The following is a 22,240-nucleotide window of genomic DNA, read 5'->3' as shown; positions in this document are numbered from 1 at the left end:
GGAGATCCTTCTATGCAGTCTCCGAACATCACCGAGACACAGCCAGGCACGGTACGGCAGCTCGATCCCGGCCTGGCGGTCGCGACGGGGGAGCAGAGCAGCAAGGGCGCCTCCGCCAGCTTCGCCGAGCTGCTCAAGCGGGTGAAGGCCGAGGGCTTGCTGGACCTCGACACACGCTACGACTACCGCCGCCTGGCGTTGAACATGTCCCTCATCCTGGCCGGCCTGGTCGCGTTCTTCCTGATCGGCGAGTCCTGGTGGCAGATGCCGGTCGCGGTGTGGATGGGCCTGTGCGGGGTGCAGAGCGCCTACATGTGGCACGAGGTCGGCCACAAGGCGATGTTCCGTGACAAGCGCATCGGCACCCTGACCGCCTACTTCCACGCCAACTTCTTCAGCGGGGTCAGCTACGCCTGGTGGGTCAACCACCACAACCGGCACCACAGCCACCCCAACCACATCAGCCTCGACCCCGACATCGGCCGCCGCACCGCGATCTTCGACATCAAGCAGTACGCCACCCGCACCCCCCTGCAGCGCTTCATCGTGCGCCACCAGCGGGTGCTCTTCTTCGTCCTGCTCGTCCTCGAGGGCTACAAGATGGAGAAGACCACGATCAAGGAGCTGGCCAAGAGCGGCGCCAAGCACCGCCACCTGGAGATCGCCCTGGTGGTCCTGCGCACCGTGATCTACCTGACGGCCGTGTTCACCGTCCTGACCCCGTGGCAGGCCATCGCCTTCATCGCCGTGCAGCACGCCGCGCTCGGCGTCTACTTCGGCCTGATGTTCGCCCCCAACCACAAGGGCATGGAGGTCCGCGACGGCGAGAAGGAGACCCTGGACTGGCTGGAGCGCCAGGTCCTCACCTCCCGCAACATCCGCCCCAACTGGTGGATCGACTTCCTGTACGGGGGCCTGAACTACCAGGTGGAGCACCACCTGTTCCCGGCGATGCCGCAGCGCCACCTGGCCCGTGCCCGCGAACTCACCCGCGACTACTGCGCCGAGCGGGGCATCCCGTATGTCGAGGTCGGCTTCTGGGAGTCCTACCGGCAGGTCGCCACCTTCCTGCACGAGGTGAGCGAGCCGACCCGGCAGAAGGAACCCGCAGCCGCCTGACCCCCACCCCCTGCACCGGCCACAGCACCACCTGCCCCACACCCCCACACTCCCCAACACCCCGCCCCCACACCCGGACCGGCCCCCCACGTCCACGTCCCCGCTTCCCCCTCCCCGCTTCCCCCCGGGGCCACCCCTCTCGGGGGGGCCACCCCTCTCGGCCTCCCCGGTCCACCCCCCCATTCCCCCCTCTCTTTCGCCTCCGCCCCGGCCGACGGCCGGGGCGGAGGCGCACCTGAGCCCGCTCCCACCACACATCCCAGGAGCTCTGAGCCCCATGTCCCAGCCGACGGCGCTGCGGGAAAAACCCGTGGCGGCGCCCACGCCCACCATCGGCGACCGGATCGACCGGATGCCGATCACCCCGACCCACCGCAGGCTCACCGCCGTGGTCGGCGTGGGCCTGCTCTTCGACACCTTCGAGAACAACCTCGCCGGCACCATCTCCCAAGTCCTGCAAGAGGACTTCGCCTTCAACGGCACCACCCTCAAACTCGTCCTCGCCTCGGCCTTCATCGGCCAGTTCGTCGGCTCCGTCGTCCTGGGCCGCGTCGCCGACCGCTACGGCAGACGCCGCGCCTTCCTCATCAACCTCGCGCTGTACTCGGGGTTCTCCCTGCTCGGCGCCTTCTCCCCGAACGCCGCGTGGCTGATCGTGACCCGCTTCTTCGCCGGCGTGGGCATCGGCGCCGAACAGTCCCTCTCGGACTGCTACCTGGCCGACGTACTGCCCGCCAAACAGCGCGGCCGCTACACCGCCTGGGCCTACACCCTGGCCTTCTGCGGCGTGCCCGCGGTCGGCTTCGCCGCGCTGTGGCTGGTGCCGCTCAGCCCGCTGGGCATCGACGGCTGGCGCTGGCTGTTCGTCCTGGGCGCTCTCGGCTCGGCCGTCGTATGGACGCTGCGCCGCAACCTCATCGAATCCCCGCGCTGGCTGGCCGCCAACGGCCAGGAGCAGCAGGCACACGAGCTGGTCGCGCGCATGGAGGCCGAAGTCCCCGCCGCCCAGCGCCCTCAGCCCCAGCCCCAGCAGTCTGCTCCCGCCCTCACCGGGCCCGCACCCGCCGCGCCCGCACCCGCCGGGCCTTCCGCGTCTGTGGAGGCCCTGGCCACCGCCCGCCCCCCGGCGGGCCGGGCGGCCCGCCCGGCCCGTCTGCGCGAGGTGTTCCGGGCCCGCTACCGGCGCCGCACGGCCATGCTGTGGCTGTTCTGCACCCTGTCGGTGGTCGGCTATTACGGCTTCGGCGCGCTCGCCCCGCAGATCCTGGCGGCCAAGGGATACGACGTGGTCACCAGCATCGGCTTCACGGCCGTGTCCTTCCTCGGCTATCCCGTCGGCGCGCTGCTCTCGGTCCCGGTCATGGACCGTATGGAACGCAAACGGCTCGTCGCCCTCTCGGCCGCGGCGATGGCCCTGTCCGGACTGGGTTTCGCCTACGCCGGATCGGCCGCGCTCATCATGGTCCTGGGCATCGCCTACACCCTGGTGAGCAACATCTTCTCCACCGCCAGCCACGTCTACCTGGCCGAGCAGTACCCCACGGCGATCCGCGCCCAGGCCACCGGGCTCGCCTATTCGCTGTCCAAACTCAGCGCCGCGGCCCTGCCCTTCGTTCTGCTGCCGGTCCTCGACACGCACGGCCCGGGCCCGATGTTCGGTGTCATCGCCGGCGCCATGGGCACCCTGGTGGCGGTGGTCCTGCTCCTGGGCCCGCGCACCACCGGCGTCTCCGTCGACCGCGACTGACGCCCCCGCCCCCGGGCCTCGGTCCCGGCACCGACCCGCACCCCGCACCCGTACAGCCCGCCGCCCCCGGCCGCACACAGCCGGCGGGGCCGGATCCCCCCGATAGGGATCCGGCCCCGCCCCCTCACCGGCCGGCCGGTCATCCATCACGTCCGGCCGGACGACTCAGCTGTGGACGACCTCTTTCTGCTCCGCGGCCAGGAACTGCGCCATCAAGGACAGCGTCGAGTACTCCAGGGCAATGCTCGGGTCCAGGACGAGACCGAACTCCTCCTCGATGTCACCGAACAGGCCCAGGGCCGCCACCGAGTCAAGGCCGTACTCGACATAGGGGACGTCGGGACTGATCTGCGAAACGGGCAGGGACACCTGAGCGCCCAGCCTCTGCGTGAGCCAGCCGAGAATCTCGCTCTCGGACATGACCGGCTCCCTGTCTGCCATGAGCAACTCCTTACGTGTCCTCACGTGGTCCGTCGGCAAGTGCCTACGCCCATTGCCTGCGAAAGCCATCCTGCTCCCCGCCACTCAACCGCCACTTGACCGAGGCCAGCCCCGGCAGGCGGCCCCCGGGAGCCTTGAGCGGGTCTTGAGTGGTTCTTGGCATCGTCTCCAGCAAGCCCGCCCCACCGCCCTTTGCCGCCCGCCCGATGAAGGAGCACCGATGACCCCCGTCCAGGAGCAGACCAAGCCGGTGACGGCCGACGCCCAGGCCTTCAAGGATGCGATGGCGCTGCTGGCCGCCCCCGTCAGCGTGGTGACCGCCCTCGACGCGGCCGGCCGGCGCTGGGGGTTCACCGCCAGCTCGGTGACCTCCGTCTCCCTTCACCCGCCGCTGGTGATGGTCGGCATCGCCCTGACCTCCAGCTGCCACCGCGCCATGACCCAGAGCGGCGAGTTCGTCATCAACCTCCTGGGCGAACACCACCGCCCCGTCGCCCAGCGCTTCGCTGCCCGCGGCGTCGACCGCTTCGCCCCGGGCGACTTCGACGCCTGGGAAGACACCGCCGGCCTGCCCTGCCTGCCGGACGCCAAGGTGCTCCTGCGCTGCACCACCGTGGACGTGATCCGCGCCGGCGACCACGACCTGCTGCTCGCCACCCCCCGCCAGATCCGCATCCGCGACCACGCCACGCCACCCCTGCTGTGGTACCGGCGCGGCTTCCACACCCCGGCCCCCGCCCAGCCCGCCGCCTGACCCCCACACCACACACACCCCCACACACATCCGCACACCGCCCCCCCACAGACATCGCCCCGCCTCACCCCTCCACCGGGCCGAACACGCCGCCCACCACCCCGGCGAGTTGTCAGGCACCAGTCAGCAGCACGTCAACGCGCCGTCCTACGGTCGGCTGTCGACCGGCAACCCCCGACCGGCAACGCATCCAAGGACGTGTGACATGGCGAACCCCACCTACCCCATGACCCGCCAGTGCCCGATGTCCCCACCCCCCCAATACGCCGAACTGCGCGCCCAGGGACCGGCGAAGGTGGACCTCCCCGACGGCGGCTGGGCCTGGCTGCTCACCAGCTACGACGACGTCCGCCAGGCCATGAACGACCCCCGCTTCAGCTCCGACGACAACAAGATGGGCCGCGCCCGCACCGAACTGCCCCCAGGCGAGAACCTGAACTCCTTCTGGCGCATGGACGAGCCCGAACACGGCCGCCAGCGGCACATGATGATGACGGAGTTCACCGCCCACCGCATCAAGGAATGGCGCCCGCGCATCCAGAAACTCGTCGACGAACTCCTGGACCGCCTCGAAACCCTCCCGCGCCCCCTCGACCTGTACGCCGAGTTCGCCCTCGCCCTGCCCACCCAGGTCATCGCCCAGCTCCTGGGCGTACCCCAGCAGGACTACCGCACCTTCGCCGAACAGAGCCGCACCATCCTGAGCCTGGACAAGCCCGAGGAATCCTGGGCCGCCTACTACGAGATGAACGCCTACCTCAACCGCCTCATCGCCGAACGTGAACTCAGGCCCCAGGACGACCTGATCAGCCGTCTGATCACCGAACGCGTCCGGACCGGCGAACTGCCCCGCGAAGACCTCCTGCCGATGGTCCGCTTCATCCTCGTCTCCGGCTACGAGACCACCACCAGCCAGATCGCGCTGAGCGCCCTGACCCTGATGACCAACCCCGACGTCCGCGACCGGCTCATCGAGGACCCCGGGCGCATCACCGCCTTCGTCGAGGAGTCCCTGCGCTTCTGGTCGGTCTCCCAGGACAACGTCCTGCGCGTCGTGGACGAGGACATGACCTTCTCCGGCGCGGACATGACCGTCGGCGAACTGGTGATCCTCGCCGTGCCGGCCGCCAACCACGACGCCGGCGCCTTCCCCGACCCCGAGCGCTTCGACCTCGAGCGCGGCGAGAACCGGCACGTCGCCTTCGGCTTCGGCACCCACCTGTGCGCCGGCGCCTCCCTGGCCCGCCGCGAGGTCGAGATAGCCATCACCTCCCTGCTGGCCCGCCTGCCCGACATCCGCCTGGCCGGCGACGTCGACCAGCTCACCTTCCGCCAGAAGAGCCTGGTATACGGCCTCGAACACCTCCCGGTGACCTGGTAGCCGCCCCAACACCCCGAGGCCGCACCGCACCCACCCGCAGCCGCCCCCCCATGAGGCCAGGCCCCTGCTCGCGGCCGGGAACCGACACCCTCCCCGACACCCGGCCGCGAGAACACCCCGACCGGCCCGGCACACGAGCCCAGCCACAGAAAGGCGCTCTCACCCTTGCCTGCCCCCGGCCCCACCGACCTGCAGCAGCTCACCCCCGACTTCACCCGCAACCCCCACCCCGCCTACGCAAAACTGCGCGCCCAGGGCCCGGTCCACCACGTACGCACCCCCGAGGGCACCCATGCCTACCTCGTACTCGGCCACGAAGCCTGCCGCGCCGCGTTCACCGACCCGCGGCTCAGCCGCGACTGGCGCCACACGGGCGACATGCGTCAGATCATCAACACCGCCCCCGACGACCCGGGCCTGGCCCACATGGCGATGTCCGACCCGCCCGACCACACCCGCCTGCGCCGCCTGGTGGCAGCAGAATTCACCCCGCGCCGCATCCAGGCCCTGGCCCCGCGCGTCCAGGACATCACCGACGCCCTCGTCGAGACCATGACCGCAGCCGGCAACCGCAGCGCCGACCTGGTGACCGCTCTCGCCTTTCCCCTGGCGATGACCGTCATCTGCGAACTCCTGGGCATCCCCGAACTGGACCGGGGCCACTTCCGCCGCTTCTCCAACGAAATGATGTCCCCCACCAGCCCGCAGACCCAGGCCGCCGCATACGCCGAACAGGCCGCCTACCTGCCCCGCCTCATCGACGCCAAGCGCACCGATCCCGGCCAGGACCTGCTCAGCGCACTGATCCACACCGCCGGCGAGGACGGCGACCGCCTCTCGGGCGACGAACTGATCGGCATGTGCGGCCTGCTGCTGATCGCCGGCCACGAGACCACCGTCAACCTGATCACCAACGGCATACGCGCCCTGCTCACCCACCCCGGCCAACTCGCCCTGCTCCACGCCGACATGAACCTCCTCGACAGTGCCATCGAGGAAATGCTGCGCTACGACGGCCCGGTGGAGTCCTCCCTGGAACGCCTGGCCGTCGAGGACATCGAGATGGGCGGCGTCCTCATCCCGGCCGGCTCCACCGTACGCATCGTCCTGGCCGACGCAGACCGCGACAGCGCACGCTTCACCGCCCCCGACCGCTTCGACATCCGCCGCGACGCCCGCGGCCACCTCGCCTTCGGCCACGGCCCGCACTACTGCCTGGGCGCCCCTCTGGCCCGCCTCGAGACCCGCACCGCCCTGCAGACCCTCCTCGAGCGCTGCCCCCACCTCGCCGCCGACACCGACCTGACCACCCTCACCCCGGTCCCCGGCCTCCTCATCAGAGGCATACGCGAACTCCCCGTACGCTGGTGAACCACCGCACCACGCAAGCCCCCAGGGCCTGAAGGGGCCCGCACCGCCACGGTCACCGCGAGCCCGCACAGCCCCTGCGACGGCTGACGGTGCGGGCGAAGACCGCGGGGCCATCGAACATCGGCAACCTGCTGGCCGGGGCGGGCGAGGGCATCCGGGCGGCCGCCAGGTTCGGCCTGCCGTACGACTGCAGGGCATCGACGAGCGAGCCCGCCTCGCGGAACTCCCACCGTGTACGCCGTCTGCCAGCGGGCCGTGCTCAACCTCCTCCAAACGGGCTGAAGAAAGCACGGGTGGCCCCGCCGAACTCGGGCGGGGCCACCGTCAGGGTGGTGTGGGTCAGGGGGTGAGATCCAGGATGCGGACCGGCTCGCCCGCCCAGCGGCTGGGAGCAGTGGTGGCCACGATCGCGCCGTCGGGACGGTCCGCGGTCGGCTGCGCCGCGTACTGGCTGTGCGCCGCGGACCAGGTCTCCTGCCGCGCCACCGCCAAGGCGGCGGGCAGGTCCAGGTCCAGGACGGTGATGCCGGGCAGAGCCGCGAGGTGTCCGGCCGCGCCGGGCCGGGCACGGTCGGCTTCGACGAGCGCGCACGCGGGGGCGTACAGGAACCAGCCGGGTTCGGCGTGGGCGCGGTGGATCAGGCGGGAAGCAAGGATGTTGCCCCGGCCTGCCGCGGCCATCGCCGTGTCATCCAGGATGATGTGCATGGCATCGCTCACCGGGCGCTCACCTGGGCCAGACGCCGGTCCAGCTCACCGTCCAGGTCCTGCTGCTCGGCCGCTGACGGCGCGTAGCCGTTCCACTCCTTCAGCTCGGCCCGGGCCTTCTCGGCCCGCTCGGCGCGCTCAGCCGGGGTGAGCAGCGTCCCGGCGAGCCGGGCGAGGTAGGCACGCAGCGACAGGCCCTCAGCAGCCGCGATCGCCGCCAGGCGGTCCTTGGCTTCCTCGGGGATACGGACATTGGCATCGGACATCGTCGTACTCCTTCCCACACCACCAGTGTACGGGTACGTACCCGTACCCGTTGCCGTTCTGGAGCGCCCATGCTCTTGCCAGGTCCGAGGGGACGGCGCGGCCGAGCCGCTTCGCCAGCCGCCCATACAGCTCCGGTGAACCGGTATCGGTTGCCGCGATCAGCGATGCCAGCAGCGGCTCGTCGGCCGGGGTCTTCGCCTCCACACCGGCCAGGAAACGATGAGGACTGCTCGGCCATGCCTTCACTATCGCCTGCCATGGCTATGACGGTCACACCACCGGCGCCCAGCATGCCCGGCCCGCCGGTCCGGGCACAGTCACTCTGCCCGGACCAACTGCTCCTCAACAACCGCACCGACCACAGCGCTCCGTCGGACACATCGACTTGGCTGCCCAGAAGCAGTTCACGCACCCAGCGGTGTGGACGAGCAGGATGCCGGCCCCTGGGGTGCGGCCTCGGGCCTGCTACACCCAAGCGCCGCAGCCCTCCTCCCGCACCGGATCGCCTCCCGGCACGGGAGCGGGCCCCGACCGGTGCCTCGCATCAGTTCAGCGGGGCCTTCGGCGGCGTCCCATAAAAAGTGATACGCGGCCAGCCACGCTGGGCGGCAAGTTCATTGAGGGCCTCCGCGATCTCCGCAGGCGAGATCTCCTGCTGCCCGGAGGTCTCCTCGTGCCGGACACTGAACGTCATCGACACCTCCGCATAACCCGTGCCGTGCTGGACCCGCCCGCTGAACTGAGTCCCCGGCTCGAACGCCACCCCCGCCTGGCTGCCCTCGCCCACCTGGGCACCCTGTGAACCCTTGCCGTCCTCCGCGTGCGCCGACCCGGCAGAGGCAAGCACCGCACCCGCCGCCGCCGAACCCGAATAACCCAGCACCGACCGTCTGGAAACTCCGGACATGGTTCCTCCCCAAAGAGACGGGCCTCCCCCCTGGAGACCCGCGGTGATCGTAAAAGCCAAAACAGCCCCACGGAGCGGAACGAGATCACCTACTTCGTCCCACACAACGCACCGGCCAAGCCCCAGGCCCTCAGCGACGCCAGCACCACATCCACCACCCGTTGACACCGGCCGGGTCAGGGCAGCACGCGCATCATGGCCACGAACATGGGAGAGTCAGGGAAGGGCTGCTGCTCGCCGACCTTCTCGTAACCCCACCACCGTTCGTAGACGGCCTGGACTGGCGGAAGACGGATCAGGCGCTGGCCCAGTCACGCAGTTGGCGAGCGATCCGGGCCACGCCGAGAGCTCTGGAGACCGCATCGCGCACGAGCGCGACGGCCGCCTTGGGCTGGAACTCGAGCTCGCACATGTTGAGCATCAGGTACGCCTCGGTGGCGTGCTCCGGGCTGGTGACGGCTATCGCGGTCGGCATGCGCACACCCCCGGCTCCGAGTCCTCATCCAACTTCCCACTGCTCAGCTTGTGCTTGTCGTGATACTGGCGCTGCTCTGCGGCGTAACTGGGCTTCGCCGCGGCGTTCATAAGACGTTGATCAATCAAAGATCGCTCCCCGTCAGTCTTCACCGCGGGCGCGTCCGCGCCCGGAATCGGCAAGAAGACCGGCAAGAAGAAGGGAGCGTCCCTGTGCGTAAGAGACGCACGGCGGCTGCCTGGTGCGCGGCACTGGCCTTCGCCCTGCTCGCGCCCCCCGCGGTCGCGGCGGACAGCCCGGAGGAGCCCACCAGGCCCGACCGCCCCCAGAAGCCACGGCCACCGGCGGCGGCGAAGGCGACCGGCGGGGCGGGAGCCCTGTCGGCGACGGCGGGCACGGAAGCCGCCGCGAGCGAGGACGAGGGGCCGCCGACGGACGGGAAGTTCTACATCCAGAACGCCGACAGCGGCTACAACATGTCGGCGACCAACAACCCGGTCGCCACCCACCGCCCCAAGGGTGACGAGGACCAACAGCAGTGGGAGTTTGCCCGGAACGCCGACGGAACGTACAAGATCAAGAACCCGGACTGGGACGGGCAGTGCGTTGCCGAGCAGAGCGGCGACCGGCTCGGGGTCGAGCCCTGTGGCAACGAGCAGACGGACTGGGAATTCCGGCACGAGAAGGGTGACCGGTACCGCATCCACGTGCCGGGGTCGGAGCGCAGGCTGCGGGGCGGGGAGGAAAAGGAGGCTCCGCTCTGGGTGGACGCCTGGAAACCGGACCCCGGGAAACCGACCCCCGAGAAGCAGGACTGGTACGTCACGCCGATCAATCCGCCGAAGTCGCCGATGCCGTCGGATCCGAAGCTCGACGACATGACGTTCCTGACGACGCACAACGCGTTCTTCAACTCGGAGGACTCGGAGGGCACGCCGGCGCCCGCAGCGCCCAACCAACCGCACTCCGTGTCCCGCCAACTCCGTGACGGCGTCCGGTCCGTGATGCTCGACGGGCACTACGCCAACGGGCGCGTGCGCATGTGTCACGGCAGCTGCCTGGGCGGCGAAGCCACCTCGACCATGACCTTCTCCAAGATCTTCGAGGACATCGTCGCCTACATGAAGGAGGACAAGGAGGCGGTCGTCACCGTCTTCCTTGAGGACTACACGACCGCGGAACAATTGGAGAGGGAACTCGGCGACGACCTCCGCCCCGGTACCGACGCGGCCAAGATGGTCTTCCGGCCCGACGCCGAGGACGTGAAGGAGAAGGGCTGGCCGACCGTCAAGTCCATGGTCGACTCGGGCAAACGCCTGCTGCTCTTCACGGGCGACGGGGACGCCGGCAAGAAGGAGAACGGCAAGAACAAGCTGGGGTTCATGTACGACCAGGACTGGACCGTGCAGAACCACTGGTCGATGGGGCTCGGCATCGGCAACGCCGACTGGAGCTGCTACAGCCGCTGGGGCCATCCGCTCACCCACGAGGACAAGAACTTCCGGCGCCTGTACGTGATGAACCACTTCCGGGACGCCCCTTTGGATCCCACCTACCGCAACGACAACCAGAAGCTCCAGAACCGCGCCGAGCGCTTCTGCATGCCGGCCGCACGCAAGAAGCCGAACTTCCTCGCGGTCGACCAGTACAAGGACGGCGACCCCATGGCCGCCGTCAAGGCCATGAACCAGTACACGTACCACGGCGACACCCCGGGCATGGGCGGCACGCCCGAGACCCCGCCCTCCACGGGCAGCGCCGGTGACCCCGTAGACAACGCCACCGACGACCGCTCCGCCAAGCCTTCCACGTCCGGCCCGCACGAGCGGTGCCGCCCCGAGGGGCTCGCCGCGACGAAGGGCGTCGACACCCCGTACTGCAGGGTGTACGGCGACGACGGGCGCGAGTGGCTCGGCGGCAACGGGCACGACAAGCGGGTCGTCGGCTACTTCACCGGCTGGCGCACCGGTGCCAAGGGCGACCCGCGCTATCTGGCGAAGAACATCCCCTGGTCGAAGGTGTCGCACGTCAACTACGCCTTCGCGAGCGTCGACGGCGGCGACAAGATCTCCGTGGGCGACACGGACGACCCGAAGAACCCAGCGACCGGAATGACCTGGCCGGGCGTGCGCGGGGCCGAGATGGACGACTCACTCCCGTACAAGGGCCACTTCAATCTCCTCAACCGCTACAAGAAGAAGCACCCGCAGGTGAAGACGTTGATCTCGGTCGGCGGCTGGGCCGAGACGAAGAACTTCTACACCATGGCCACCAACGCCGACGGCTCGGTGAACCAGGCGGGCATCGACACCTTCGCCGACTCGGTGACGGCCTTCCTCGACCGGTACGGCTTCGACGGCGTCGACATCGACTACGAGTACCCCACCGCGCTGCCCGACAGCGGCAACCCGGCCGACTGGGAGCTGTCCAACGGCCGCCGCAAGGGCCTCCAGGCCGGTTACAACGCGCTGATGAAGACCCTGCGCGAGAAGCTGGACCGCGCGGGCGCCGACAAGGACCGCTACTACCTCCTCACCTCGGCGGGCTCCGCCTCCGGCTACCTGGTACGCGGCTACGACGCGGGCCAGGCCCTCCAGTACCAGGACTTCGTCAACGTCATGTCGTACGACCTGCACGGCTCCTGGAACAAGTACGTCGGCCCGCAGGCGCCGCTGTACGACGACGGCAGGGACGCCGAGCTGGCCGCCGCGAAGGTCTACGACGAGAAGGAGTTCGACAAGACCGGCTACTTCAACGTCGACTGGTCGTACCGCTACTACCGGGGCGCGCTGCCGCCCGGCCGCATCAACCTCGGCGTCCCCTACTACACACGCGGCTGGCAGAACGTTTCCGGCGGCACGGACGGCCTGTGGGGCACCTCGTCACTCCCCGACCAGGGCGCCTGCCAGCCCGGCACCGGTGAGAAGGTCGACTGCGGCCACGGCGCCGAGGGCATCGACAACGTCTGGCACGACCTCGGCACCCGGGGCGAGGAGGTCGCCTCCGGCTCCAACCCCCTGTGGCACGCCCAAAACCTCCAGGACGGCATCACCCCCGGCTACCTCCCCTCCTACATCGACGCCGACAAGGAGTCCGGCAAGCTCAAGGGCACGTACACGCAGAAGTACGACGACACGCTCAAGGCGTCGTGGCTGTGGAACGCCGAGAAGAAGGTGTTCCTCTCCACGGAGAACGACGCCTCGATCGACGCCAAGGCGCAGTACGTGAAGGACAACGGCATCGGCGGCGTCATGCTGTGGGAGCTGGCGGGCGACTACACCAAGCGCGCCAACGGCGAGTACGGCATGGGGTACGACGTCACCAGCCGCCTGGACGGGGCGCTGCACGCCTCCGGGGGCTACAAGACGGAACGTGCCGGTGACACTCCCCTCCCCGACGAAGTCGTGGACGTCTCCGCCGAGTTCGTCGACTACTCGACGGCCGAGGGCGACATGTGGCCGATCCAGCCGAAGCTGCGCATCACCAACAACACGGAACGGAGCCTCGGCACCGGCACCGAGATCTCCTTCGACCTGCCCACGTCCACGTCCCCGCTCCTCAAGGACGACGGCTGGTCGGAGCTGAAGGACGCGGTGAAACCCGGCCGCTCCGGGCCCAACGTGGGCGGCCTGAAGGCCGACTTCCACCGCGTGACGCTGAAACTCGGCTTCTGCGAGGCCATCGCGCCCGGCAAGTCCCACGACATCGGCCTCAAGTACTACCTGCCGGTGACCGGCCCCGCGAACATCACCGTGTCGACCGGCGACCACACGTACGGCTCCGTCCAGGACGACCGCAAGGGCGTACGGACGGTCGAGCCGGACACCGGTGACGCCAAGGAGTGCGGCGCCCCGGAGTGGAAGCAGGGCTCCGCGCACGGCAAGACGGTCGGCCGGACCTTCGCGGCCTGGGACAAGGGCGACAAGGGCTGGCAGTTCGAGTACCAGGGCAACCTGATGGACCACCACCCCGGCGAGAACCGCGCCCACCTGGTGGAGCCGCAGCCCGGCAACCCCAACCAGCTCTGGACCCCCCGCAGCGCCGGGAACGGCTGGTACACCCTCACCAACGCCGGCAAGTGCCTGACCGCGACCGGCGCCCGCGAGGACATCAGGACCGCCAACTGCGCCTCCTCGGAGGCCCAGCGCTGGCACTTCATCCCCATCGACCCGGCGACGGGGTCGGAGGGCTCCCCCTCCACCCCCGCCCACGGCAAGCTCTTCACCCTCCGCTCGGCCAGCGGCAAGGACGTCGAGGCCGCCTTCGGCGCCACGACTTCCAGCACCCACCTGTGGAGCGGCAACACCGCCGACCCGGCGACCGGCGCCTACGTCTCCTGGAAGGGGTCGTACTGGGCGTCGTCCTGGTACACGACCGTCGAACCGGGCACATCGGAGCGGGACAGCCAGGGGAAGGAGGTGTTTCCTTGGCGGAAGTTGGGGCGGGCGAGCTGATGCTGCCCTGAGGTCCCAGGTTCCTGGGGTGTGAGCCCCGCCGGGGCTTGAGTTCTAGTGGTCGTCACAACACCCCAGCTCAGGGGATGCGATGGACTTCGAGATCCGCAAGGCGCGGAAGGCTCAGGGGCCTAAGAAGCTGCGCCGGGAGCGGGAGGAATACTTCCGCCTCATGCAGCTGGGGCACTCGGACATGGAAGCCTGCCGGGTCGTCGGGATCAACCTGAGGACCAGCCGTGAATGGCGGAACGACAGGACGAGTCCCAACCGGACCGTGGCGCCCGCGCTTGCTCCGCGGACGCCACGGTCCACCGCATCGCGGTACCTGCGCGAGGACGAGCGCATCCAACATCGCCGACCGGCTGCGGGAGAAGGCCACCATCCGGGCCATCGCGGCCGAACTGGGCCGCAGCCAGGGTGGTGCGGGCCCGACCAGCTGGAGATGACGTTCCTGGACGAGCGGACCGGGCAGCTGCACACCAAGCCAGTTCCCTTCGACCTGGGGCCATTCATGTTCGATCGCAAGATCTCAAGCGTTTGGGTCCGGCACGGTGCGCCGGGCAGCGGGCTGATCGTCAACGCCCAGCAGGGTTCCGCGGTCAACAGCGTCCTGCTCACACCCTCGTGAGCGAGGTCGTTCCGTCGGCCGGTTATCGTCGTGCCGTGATCACACACACGGCCGTTCCCCTCTCCGTCGACGCGATGCTCGACGACCTTAGGACTCTCGTCGAGATCGAATCGCCTTCAGGTGATCCAACCGCCTTGGCCGGTTCAGCCCAGGTTGTCGCCGGGATCCTGGAGAGCCGCCTCGGCGGCCGGGCCGTCCTTGTCGAGGGCGAGGCGGGTCCGCACGTACATTGGTCGGGCGGGGGTGAACCTCGGGTGCTGATCCTTGGACACCATGACACGGTGTTCCCGCTCGGCACTTTGGAGCGCCGCCCGTTCGTGGCCGAAGACGGGCGGGTGACCGGTCCGGGCGTCTTCGACATGCTGGGCGGCTTGGTGCAGGCGATCCACGGGCTGGCCGCGCTCGAGGACCTGACCGGCGTCGAGATCTTGGTGACGTGCGACGAGGAGAACGGCTCCCACACCTCGCGGGACCTCATCGAGGAACGCGCACGGGCGTGCGGCGCGGTGCTGGTGCTCGAGGGCACGGCGGAGGGTGGTGGGCTGAAGACCGGCCGCAAGGGGTGCGGCACGTTCGAAGTGCTGATCACCGGCCGGGCGTCGCACGCCGGTCTCGAACCCGAAGCCGGCGTAAACGCTCTGGTCGAGGCCGCTCACCAGGTGCTCCGAATCGAGGCGATGAGCCGTCCTGAAGCAGGCACCACGGTCACCCCGACCATCGCTTCAGCCGGAACGCAGAGCAACGTCGTCCCGGCTGAAGCAACCGTGATCGTGGATGTGCGGGTCGAGTCGGGAAACGAGAAGGACCGCGTCGAAGCAGCCTTCGCGGCATTGACGCCGCATGTCGAGGGAGCCGTGATCGAGGTGCGGGGTGGCGTGGGCCGACCGCCGATGCCCGAGTCCGTGGCAACAGAGCTCTTCGCGATGGCGAGCCGGCTGCTGCCCGGCATCGAGGCCGTGGCCGTGGGCGGCGGGAGCGACGGCAACTTCACGGCCGCGCTGGGGGTGCCGACCCTCGACGGCCTCGGAGCCGTCGGTGGCGGGGCCCATGCCGACCACGAATACCTGGTGGTCGGGAGCATGGTCGAACGAGCGGACCTGGTGACCGGCTTGGTGAACGCGATCCGGACAGCCTGAGCCGCGCGGTCCACGTCAGATCCATCCGCAATCTGATGTGGACCGGCAATCATCAGCTCTCCGACAGGCCTTCCTGCTGCCGTCCAGCCCACAGGCCGACACTGGTCCTGAGTTCAACGGGGTTCCTCGGTCGGCCGCAGTGGCCGGGTGGGGCTCCGATAAGGCTTAGTTCGCCCTGCGCAGGCCAGTGATTGGAGTGCTCCAAATCCCGCTTGGCATCTGCCTCGACCAGACGGGCACGGAACTCGCTGAGCTCGGAGAAGTCGAACCCTATGTCGGTCAGTTCCAGGCCCAGGGCGTACTTCCAGTCCAGGCATGAGCGGACCGCGTGCGCTGCCTGACGGTCGGTCAACCCCTCGGTGAACTGCAACACCGACACCAGAGCCAGCCGGGCTGGCGACACCGCCGGACGGCCCTTGACCGGAACAGGTCCTCGAAGTCGGCGTCGGCAAAGACCACCGGGCCCAGCACGTCGCGCATCCGCATCGTCAGACAGCCCCTGGGAAACACCGCACGAGCGACCGTCGGCGTACAAGTGAACGTGGCTCTGGCAAGACTTTCGTAGCCCGAGATCATCTCGGTGGCGCCACGGTCGACCGGTCCGCATAGCGGCGGCGGAAGTTGGCGATCGGGACGACGCGGTGGCGGAGGAGCGGGACGCCGGCACGTCCTGCCACCAGTCGTTTCTGGAGCTTGACGTCCGTGATGCGGCCCTCGTTGACGCGTGGTGCGGCCTTTCCGACGGGTGCTCGGTATCGTCACGCACGCTACGGAAGCAACTGCGGGGGAGCGCTGTGGATCTAGTCTATGTGTCGGAGCGCAAGCTCTACGGGCGGCTCGGGATGCGGCCTGCCATTGTGCAGCAGGGGTTACAGGCGTCAGTGAAGGTTCCGCCGCTGATCGAAGTGTCGGGGAGCCGGTCCTGGGAGAGTACGGCGGAGCCGATGGCCCCGCATGCGCTGGTGGAGAAGGCGAAGCGGACCATTGAGCGGCGGTTCGCGCCGGTGCCGTTCACCACCCGGAATCTTCAGGTGAATCAATGGATCAGCTTCGACGTGGACATGGCTCAGGTGGCCGTCCATGAGGACAGTGGCAGACCGCCTGAGGATGTTGCACTGTTTGTCGGGCAGGTCCCTGCAGAGGTAGCCGGGCAGCCGCGTGATCTGGGGCTCATGCTGTGCGGGTCGGTGCAGCATCTGCGCACTCAGGTGTGTGCGAATGGCCGAATGGGTTCGGACACCACATGGCTGCATGATCTGATTCTTGAGGTCGAGCGCCGCGAGGAGAGCGGGCTGCATGTGGTCCCCGAGTTCCTCAACGAGCTCATGCCGTATCACCGCAGTGAGGTGCTCATCGAGGATGCGGCGTTCGGGGTGCACGGCTGGATCGAGAGGGAGTATCCGCCGTCTACCCGTGGGCGGCTGCGTGGGCATGCCATCGTGCTGATGGACATTGATCGTCCGCGGTGGGTTCACCGGCTGGTGGTGGCGACGCCGTTGTATGTGGAGGCAGTGCATGAGCAGGCACAGGTGTCGCGCAGGCGAATCGCCTTTCCGGGGTTCCGCAGACGCGCGGGTGCGTCCTGACACTCAAGTGCGTTCGTTCAAAGAGGGAGGCAGGGCCATCAGGTCGTCCCGTGCTTGAGTTTTGATGTCCGCGATGAGTGAGTGCAACTCGTGCCAGTCGTGCCAGGCGTCCTGGCTGAACCGCGAGGACTGCGGGGTGCCGTCGGACTCTTCCTCTATCATCGCCAGCCGGGTGTGGGAGACGAACTGGGCGTAGGGGCCCTGCAGTTCGCGGATCTTCCGCAGGACGTCCGGGCTCCAGTAGAACTCCGCTGCGGCCGCGCTGGCTGGCGGCGAGACGGCCTCCCAGAGTCTGACGCTTATGAGAGCCTCGGCCTTGTTCCGCATCTTCTTATCGGCGGAAGCCGCCCCGTAGTGGATCTCGTCGACGGTCTGGCCCACCCGGTGGAGCCAAATACCGAGCACTTCGTAGCTGCTCTTCAGTTCGTCGCGTGACCGCCTGTGCAGGTCGATCTCACGTTGCATTTCCTGCTGGCGTTCGAAGAGCTGCCGACTGGTCTCGAAGTGCCGCTCCATCACATGCAGTTGGTGGGTTGTGCCGCGGCTGGCGACGATGTATCCGATCCGGGTGCCGATCGCCAGAGCGAGAAAGACAGTGATCAGATTGGCTATCAGAGAAACAGAGTGATCAGTCACGGGGGCAGTATCCACAGCCGCTGCGGCATGTGCAGGAGTGGGGGGAAACCTGGGTGGGAAACGAGTCCCGGCTGCCCCTGGTGCACCGCTGGTCGAAGCCAGAGTGCTGGGCTCTCAGGTCATCGTCATCGAGCACGCCAGCCTGGACGGTGATCCGTTCCGTTCTACGTCAAGCGGCTCGCCCAGTGGCGGGCCGGTGATCGGGCTGCGGCGCGCACTCGCGCGCCGGCTCCTCAAGCCGACTCGATGGGCTCGCACGTGATCAAGCATCTGGCCATCACCCGCGCCCTGGTCCGGCCCGGCACCCGCATCGACGAGGTGCAGGCCCGACACACCCGGGCCATGATCCGGTAGAGACGGTCCTGAACACCTGCCAGCGCTAGGGTCTGCAGGACCGGAGGGGGCGAATGACATGGACAGCGTTGTGGGAGCTGTGGGCTCGCAGGTTCTCAGCGCAGTGGTCGCCGCGGTACTCACCAGCATCGCCGGGCTGGCGCGTTGGCTCATGGCCAGACGGCTGCCCGCGCGCCGCACATGGCGCTATTCGGGGGCAGGTGAGTCTCCGTCGTTCTGGACACCGCACACATAGACACCGGCCGATACCAGCGCCCCGTGGCTGGCCTGGGCCAAATCCGGGCCCTGTCCCTGTTGGTCCCCTCCCTCACCCACGCCTACCGAGACCTCGACCTGGAGAAGGTCCGGCTATCGGCCCACCTGCCGGGCCATGAGATGGAGCACGACCTGCTCGTCCTCGGCGGACCGAAGAACAACGAGGTCGCTCACCGCCTCCTGGCCGCCATGACGGAGTCCTTGCCGTTCCATCTGAGCGGAGGAGAGATCACCTGGGACGGCACCGCATACCAGGGAGAGGCCGCAGACAGTGAGGTGATCCGGGACTGCGGCTATGTTGTCCGAGCCCCGAACCCCCTCAACCCGAGCAGGCGCGTCGTACTCATCGGCGGCTGGTCCACCCACGGCACGGTGGCCGCCGCCCGTTGGCTGGCAGAAGAAGGCGCCGACCGCTCGCTGGCCGCCGATATCGCTGTGCTCGTAGAAGCCTCAGTCCTGCGCGACGGCCACGTATCCGCACCTCACGTCCTACGTCAGAGAGCCCTGCACGTGTGAAGTGCGGCATCGCTTGTTTGAAGACGGGCCTTAGTACGGGCCGTTGACGTTGTCGATCGAGCCGTAGCGGTCGGCCGCGTAATTGCAGGCGGCGGTGATGTTGGCGACCGGGTCGAAGCTGTCCATCGACGTGCCGGGCACGTGGTAGGCGGCGAAGGTGGGGTCGATGACCTGCAGGAGCCCTTTGGACGGGATGCCGGCGGCAGCGTTGGAGTCCCAGTTGTTGGTGGCCAGCGGGTTGCCGGAGGACTCGCGCATGATGTTGCGGTGGATGCCCTCGTAGGAGCCGGGGATGCCGCGCTGGGCCATGATGTCGAGCGACTCCCTGATCCAGCCGTCGAGGTCGTTGGTGTAGGACTTCTTCGCCGGGGCAGCGGCGGGCTCGGCGGCGATCGCGTTGTTGCGCTCGGAGCGGTCCGCCCGCTCGGCGGACGCCCTGGAGGCGGCCGGCTTCTCCGCGGGCTCGGCCGGGCCCTTCTTGCCGAGGGTGAGCTTGAGACCGGGACGGATCAGCCTCGGGTCGTCGCCGAGGGCGCTGCGGTTGTCCTGGTAGAGCTTCTTCCAGCCGCCGCTCAGGGAATGCTCTCGGGCGATCTTGGAGAGGGAGTCGCCCGCGACGACGACATAGGTCTTGGGAGCCGCGGAGGGCTTGGCAGCCGTGCCGGCCTGCGCCGCACCGGCTGTGGTCGCGCCGAGCACCGGAAGAGCGAGCACGGCCCCGCCCGTGCCTGCGGCGGCGATGCCCCGGGTGAGCGGACTGGACTTGGGACGGCGGTGCTTTCCCTTTGCAGGCATGACGAATTCCTCTCCGTCGCCTACGAGGTGAGCTGTCGGGTTCGGACGGGAGATGTCCGGTCGCACTGCGAATGCGACTTCACCCCGAGCCGTTCCGGAATCCGGATCGGCGCCTTACCTGGGTCCCCCGCTCCTGCCGTGCGTTAGTGAGTGGGTGGGAGGGTTTCCGGACAGCGGCAGGATTCGGCGTTCCATCCGGATCGACGGTGACGTTAGGCGAGAAAGCCCGGACGGAACAAGGCCCGAATTCGAATAGGGAATGCGTGAGGTCCGTCCCTGGCGACCAGAATCCCTCGCCCTCTTTGATCGAAAAGCTCAACTCTCTTTGCGCAGAACAGAAGTGCGCTCAACGGATCCGCGGACCACCGCCATTGATGTGACCCATTTCACTGAATCGGATGCAGATCGGAATGCGGTTCAACGGCATATCAGAGCGCGCTATTTCGCACGAGCAAGTGCAATACGGGCAGCACTTCATTTACGTCATTAATGATGTGAAGAAGTGGCTTTTCATGCAAAGGCGGACATAGCGCAGAGGCGGTGTCACCCGGATCTCGTCGGTCTTCAGTGCCGCAGCGGGCCTGAACGGTGAGGACTGGGCAGCGCAGCGAAGTCGACGAGCCGTGTGCATGCGGCGCAGCCGGTTCGAGGGCTGCGAGATGGTCTGGCACCGGGCTGCGGGGCGGAGTAGGCCGTGGAACTGGGGGCAGCGGCCATGTGCTGCTGGGCCACGAGCCGTTGGTGGGGGAGTGGCCGCTTGGGGCGGCTGGACGCGAAGCTCAAGAGAGTCACTTGCAGAGAAGGGCATCGCCTGGCGGCCGGCGTGCGAGGCGCGCAAGCCAGGTGCGCGCACGAGGTGGGCCAAGTTCCACCGGTGTACGTATGCTGCTTAACGCCCCACTCAAATGGGGGAGTTGTGGTGGTCAGAAATGCTTAGGATGGCGGATCCTGCCCACATGTAAAAGGGTGAAGCTGTGAAGTCTCGCTTATGTTGCGGTAGTTACGTTCCTCTGACCTGTGCTGCAGAAGATGCGCAGTGAAAGGTGTTGGAACCTGTACAGTCCGGATGTACTGAGGTGCGGCAAGTTGGATGAGACTGCTGCAGATGTAGTGAGAATTCCTGATGCCCAGCACGCTCAGCCCGAGAGGCGTTCCGGACGGAGTGTGTCTGCCCGGACGGAGTGTGTCTGCGCGCAACACGGAAGCATTGAACAGCCCAGCACGGCGGAGGAGTCCCCCCGCTAGCCGGTCTCCGTCACCGTGAGCTCAGCCCCGTATCCGCGGGAACGGCTATCGTTTCCCTGTGGGTGCAGATGAGATGGAGCAAGCGCAGACAGAGCAGGGATGGAGCTATGGCTACGGCTTCGTCTGCGCCGGGTGTGTCGATGATGAGACCCTCGCTCGAAAGATCACAGCAGATGCCGACAGGGATGAAACCTGCGACTACTGCGCGCGCACGCCGGCGGCCCCCATCGACACCCTCCTGGAAGCATTCTTCGACGGGCTCCGCACCGAGTACGCCCTGGCGGGTGACGAACTTGCCTATTTCGAAGGCGAACTGGTGCCTGTCAAGCACTGGGACGGCGACGAGCTCGCCGACCAGTACGTGGACGTCTTGCGCAGTGAGGAACTGCGGGAGACCGTCCGCGCGGCGGCCCGGCACGATGACGTGTGGGTGGAGCGAGACTTCATCGCCCCTCGCCAGGACGAGGCGCTGCTCGATGGGTGGGAGCGTTTCAGTCACCAGGTGATGTACCGGACTCGGCATGTGTTCTGGTTGGCTCCGCCTGACAAGGACGAGGCTCATCTCGGCGGCGGCGAGGTCCCTGCCGCGGCCATCCTCGAGACGCTCGGCGGCCTCATCCCAGAGGCAGGACTGGTGCAGGAGATTCCGGCCGGGCAACGCCTGTGGCGCGCACGGGTACACGAGGCTGCCGAACAGCACTGGTCCGCCCGCCTACTGGGAACCGCTTCGCCCGCTCAGGCCCGACACCCAAACCGGATGAGTCCGGCAGGCATCCCTCTCTTCTACGGAGCCGACAGCCCCGCTACGGCCATCCAGGAAGTGGTACGGCATGCCACCGACTCCACCTCCTTGGTCACGTATGCGGCATTCGAAACCACCCGCCCCTGTGTGGTGGTCGACTTCACCCGCCTGGGGCCGGTCCCGACGATCTTCGACACAGACCACTCATACCTGCGGCATGCGCTGATGTTCTTCCACGAGTTCGTGACACGCATCAGTGCCGATGCCGATGGTCGCGAGCACCTCGAGTACGTGCCGACGCAGATCGTCACCGAGTACTTGCTGCGGGTCTTCGGGCAGGAACGGCCCATCGACGGGCTGGTGTTCACTTCTTCCGCTGCCAGCCACGACGGGCTGTGCACCGTGCTCGACATCTCTCAGCACGACTGTCTCGATCCCATTGACCCGGAACCCGACGGGCGCCCCGCTCTGCGCTTGGTCCCCGGCACGCTGCACGCAAACCAGTCCCTGCCGCCTGTGCGTCACTCCGGTCAGGTGGCTGCTGCCCGGCATCGTCCTCCCGCGGCGCGTGTGTCACAGGAGCCGGATGAGTAGCCCTTCCACACGCAGTCATGACGACGCTTGGCAGCCGGGCGGCGGGCCACAGTACAACTCCGAACTTTATGATCGCCACGATAGATGCAGGAGTGGTGAAGGCGCGGAATGCCGGGCGTCGCGCTTGTC

The 22,240-nt window shown here is 68.1% G+C and carries 18 protein-coding genes, 2 pseudogenes and 1 riboswitch; of the genes and pseudogenes, 12 read left to right on the top strand and 8 right to left on the bottom strand.

All coding sequences use genetic code 11. From position 1 onward, the window contains the following. Positions 1-12: 12 nt before the first annotated feature. Both AC0KTA_RS40230 and AC0KTA_RS40225 read left to right on the top strand, forming a co-directional pair. Entirely contained in the window at positions 13-1,119 is a 1,107-nt protein-coding gene (locus AC0KTA_RS40230) for a fatty acid desaturase family protein (RefSeq protein ID WP_481056905.1), read from the top strand. A 277-nt stretch (positions 1,120-1,396) separates the two neighbouring features. Beyond that, the gene (locus tag AC0KTA_RS40225) at positions 1,397-2,866 is read left to right on the top strand and encodes an MFS transporter (RefSeq protein ID WP_481056904.1); all 1,470 of its coding nucleotides are present in this window, start codon (positions 1,397-1,399) and stop codon (positions 2,864-2,866) included. A 165-nt stretch (positions 2,867-3,031) separates the two neighbouring features. Here the strand turns inward: AC0KTA_RS40225 and AC0KTA_RS40220 are convergent, their stop codons facing one another. Then, on the bottom strand, positions 3,032-3,307 hold the full coding sequence (locus tag AC0KTA_RS40220) for an acyl carrier protein (RefSeq protein WP_481056903.1): 276 nt from the start codon (positions 3,305-3,307) through the stop codon (positions 3,032-3,034). A gap of 220 nt (positions 3,308-3,527) precedes the next feature. Here AC0KTA_RS40220 and AC0KTA_RS40215 point away from each other — a divergent pair, with 220 nt between their 5' ends. From AC0KTA_RS40215 to AC0KTA_RS40205, 3 genes are all read left to right on the top strand, one after another. Beyond that, complete coding sequence (locus AC0KTA_RS40215) at positions 3,528-4,061, top strand: flavin reductase family protein (protein WP_481056902.1); 534 nt, start codon at positions 3,528-3,530, stop codon at positions 4,059-4,061. 205 nt (positions 4,062-4,266) lie between these two features. Next, a complete protein-coding gene (locus tag AC0KTA_RS40210) occupies positions 4,267-5,442 on the top strand; it encodes a cytochrome P450 (protein WP_481056901.1) in 1,176 nt (391 codons plus the stop codon). 165 nt (positions 5,443-5,607) lie between these two features. Beyond that, a complete protein-coding gene (locus AC0KTA_RS40205; protein ID WP_481056900.1) occupies positions 5,608-6,813 on the top strand; it encodes a cytochrome P450 family protein in 1,206 nt (401 codons plus the stop codon). Positions 6,814-7,152: 339 nt separating this feature from the next. Here AC0KTA_RS40205 and AC0KTA_RS40200 read toward each other — a convergent pair whose 3' ends face one another. From AC0KTA_RS40200 to AC0KTA_RS40185, 4 genes are all read right to left on the bottom strand, one after another. Continuing rightward, entirely contained in the window at positions 7,153-7,521 is a 369-nt protein-coding gene (locus AC0KTA_RS40200) for a PIN domain-containing protein (protein ID WP_481056952.1), read from the bottom strand. A gap of 8 nt (positions 7,522-7,529) precedes the next feature. Next, positions 7,530-7,787: a hypothetical protein gene (locus AC0KTA_RS40195; RefSeq protein ID WP_481056899.1), complete on the bottom strand. Its 258-nt coding sequence runs from the start codon at positions 7,785-7,787 to the stop codon at positions 7,530-7,532. Positions 7,788-8,332: 545 nt separating this feature from the next. Beyond that, complete coding sequence (locus AC0KTA_RS40190) at positions 8,333-8,695, bottom strand: hypothetical protein (RefSeq protein WP_481056898.1); 363 nt, start codon at positions 8,693-8,695, stop codon at positions 8,333-8,335. Between the two features lie 295 nt (positions 8,696-8,990). Beyond that, positions 8,991-9,170 carry a hypothetical protein gene (locus AC0KTA_RS40185; protein ID WP_481056897.1) on the bottom strand — a complete coding sequence of 60 codons (180 nt, stop codon included), beginning with the start codon at positions 9,168-9,170 and terminating at the stop codon, positions 8,991-8,993. A 212-nt stretch (positions 9,171-9,382) separates the two neighbouring features. On the opposite strand from AC0KTA_RS40185, the gene AC0KTA_RS40180 reads away from it, so the two are divergent. The 4 genes and pseudogenes from AC0KTA_RS40180 (at position 9,383) to AC0KTA_RS40165 (ending at position 15,388) form a co-directional block, all read left to right on the top strand. Further along, positions 9,383-13,624 carry a glycosyl hydrolase family 18 protein gene (locus AC0KTA_RS40180; protein WP_481056896.1) on the top strand — a complete coding sequence of 1,414 codons (4,242 nt, stop codon included), beginning with the start codon at positions 9,383-9,385 and terminating at the stop codon, positions 13,622-13,624. Between the two features lie 91 nt (positions 13,625-13,715). After that, positions 13,716-14,037 (top strand): annotated as a pseudogene (locus tag AC0KTA_RS40175) (IS30 family transposase); the annotation flags it as partial. 29 nt (positions 14,038-14,066) lie between these two features. After that, complete coding sequence (locus AC0KTA_RS40170) at positions 14,067-14,252, top strand: hypothetical protein (protein ID WP_481056895.1); 186 nt, start codon at positions 14,067-14,069, stop codon at positions 14,250-14,252. A gap of 74 nt (positions 14,253-14,326) precedes the next feature. Beyond that, positions 14,327-15,388 (top strand): M20 family metallopeptidase, encoded by a 1,062-nt coding sequence (locus AC0KTA_RS40165; protein WP_481056951.1) that lies wholly within the window; start codon positions 14,327-14,329, stop codon positions 15,386-15,388. Positions 15,389-15,596: 208 nt separating this feature from the next. On the opposite strand, the pseudogene AC0KTA_RS40160 reads toward AC0KTA_RS40165, so the two are convergent. Next, a pseudogene (locus AC0KTA_RS40160) lies at positions 15,597-15,964 on the bottom strand (transposase); the annotation flags it as partial. A gap of 233 nt (positions 15,965-16,197) precedes the next feature. Here AC0KTA_RS40160 and AC0KTA_RS40155 point away from each other — a divergent pair. Further along, positions 16,198-16,974, top strand: coding sequence for an SAVMC3_10250 family protein (locus tag AC0KTA_RS40155; protein ID WP_481056894.1), 777 nt, complete (start codon positions 16,198-16,200; stop codon positions 16,972-16,974). Between the two features lie 3 nt (positions 16,975-16,977). Here the strand turns inward: AC0KTA_RS40155 and AC0KTA_RS40150 are convergent, their stop codons facing one another. Beyond that, complete coding sequence (locus AC0KTA_RS40150; protein ID WP_481056893.1) at positions 16,978-17,610, bottom strand: hypothetical protein; 633 nt, start codon at positions 17,608-17,610, stop codon at positions 16,978-16,980. A 612-nt stretch (positions 17,611-18,222) separates the two neighbouring features. On the opposite strand from AC0KTA_RS40150, the gene AC0KTA_RS40145 reads away from it, so the two are divergent. Continuing rightward, entirely contained in the window at positions 18,223-18,735 is a 513-nt protein-coding gene (locus AC0KTA_RS40145; RefSeq protein ID WP_481056892.1) for a hypothetical protein, read from the top strand. Between the two features lie 30 nt (positions 18,736-18,765). On the opposite strand, the gene AC0KTA_RS40140 is transcribed toward AC0KTA_RS40145, so the two are convergent. Continuing rightward, positions 18,766-19,530, bottom strand: a complete 765-nt coding sequence (locus tag AC0KTA_RS40140) for a LysM peptidoglycan-binding domain-containing protein (RefSeq protein ID WP_481056891.1) — start codon at positions 19,528-19,530, stop codon at positions 18,766-18,768. A gap of 2 nt (positions 19,531-19,532) precedes the next feature. After that, a riboswitch (cyclic di-AMP (ydaO/yuaA leader) is annotated at positions 19,533-19,697 on the bottom strand. Between the two features lie 1,136 nt (positions 19,698-20,833). Here AC0KTA_RS40140 and AC0KTA_RS40135 point away from each other — a divergent pair. Next, positions 20,834-22,111 carry a HEPN-associated N-terminal domain-containing protein gene (locus AC0KTA_RS40135; protein WP_481056890.1) on the top strand — a complete coding sequence of 426 codons (1,278 nt, stop codon included), beginning with the start codon at positions 20,834-20,836 and terminating at the stop codon, positions 22,109-22,111. Positions 22,112-22,240 lie beyond the last annotated feature (129 nt).

Source organism: Streptomyces sp. Y309 (assembly GCF_056712025.1).
Note: the sequence above shows the minus strand (reverse complement) of the source record. Positions and strands in the feature narration are given on the sequence as shown.

Bases quoted from the DNA above. Each gene is read 5' to 3' on its own strand.
- AC0KTA_RS40220 (WP_481056903.1), bottom strand. From the start codon at position 3,307: ATGGCAGACAGGGAGCCGGTCATGTCCGAGAGCGAGATTCTCGGCTGG.
- AC0KTA_RS40215 (WP_481056902.1), top strand. From the start codon at position 3,528: ATGACCCCCGTCCAGGAGCAGACCAAGCCGGTGACGGCCGACGCCCAG.
- AC0KTA_RS40210 (WP_481056901.1), top strand. From the start codon at position 4,267: ATGGCGAACCCCACCTACCCCATGACCCGCCAGTGCCCGATGTCCCCA.
- AC0KTA_RS40185 (WP_481056897.1), bottom strand. From the start codon at position 9,170: ATGCCGACCGCGATAGCCGTCACCAGCCCGGAGCACGCCACCGAGGCG.
- AC0KTA_RS40230 (WP_481056905.1), top strand. From the start codon at position 13: ATGCAGTCTCCGAACATCACCGAGACACAGCCAGGCACGGTACGGCAG.
- AC0KTA_RS40170 (WP_481056895.1), top strand. From the start codon at position 14,067: ATGACGTTCCTGGACGAGCGGACCGGGCAGCTGCACACCAAGCCAGTT.
- AC0KTA_RS40195 (WP_481056899.1), bottom strand. From the start codon at position 7,787: ATGTCCGATGCCAATGTCCGTATCCCCGAGGAAGCCAAGGACCGCCTG.
- AC0KTA_RS40200 (WP_481056952.1), bottom strand. From the start codon at position 7,521: ATGCACATCATCCTGGATGACACGGCGATGGCCGCGGCAGGCCGGGGC.
- AC0KTA_RS40225 (WP_481056904.1), top strand. From the start codon at position 1,397: ATGTCCCAGCCGACGGCGCTGCGGGAAAAACCCGTGGCGGCGCCCACG.
- AC0KTA_RS40190 (WP_481056898.1), bottom strand. From the start codon at position 8,695: ATGTCCGGAGTTTCCAGACGGTCGGTGCTGGGTTATTCGGGTTCGGCG.
- AC0KTA_RS40140 (WP_481056891.1), bottom strand. From the start codon at position 19,530: ATGCCTGCAAAGGGAAAGCACCGCCGTCCCAAGTCCAGTCCGCTCACC.
- AC0KTA_RS40165 (WP_481056951.1), top strand. From the start codon at position 14,327: ATGCTCGACGACCTTAGGACTCTCGTCGAGATCGAATCGCCTTCAGGT.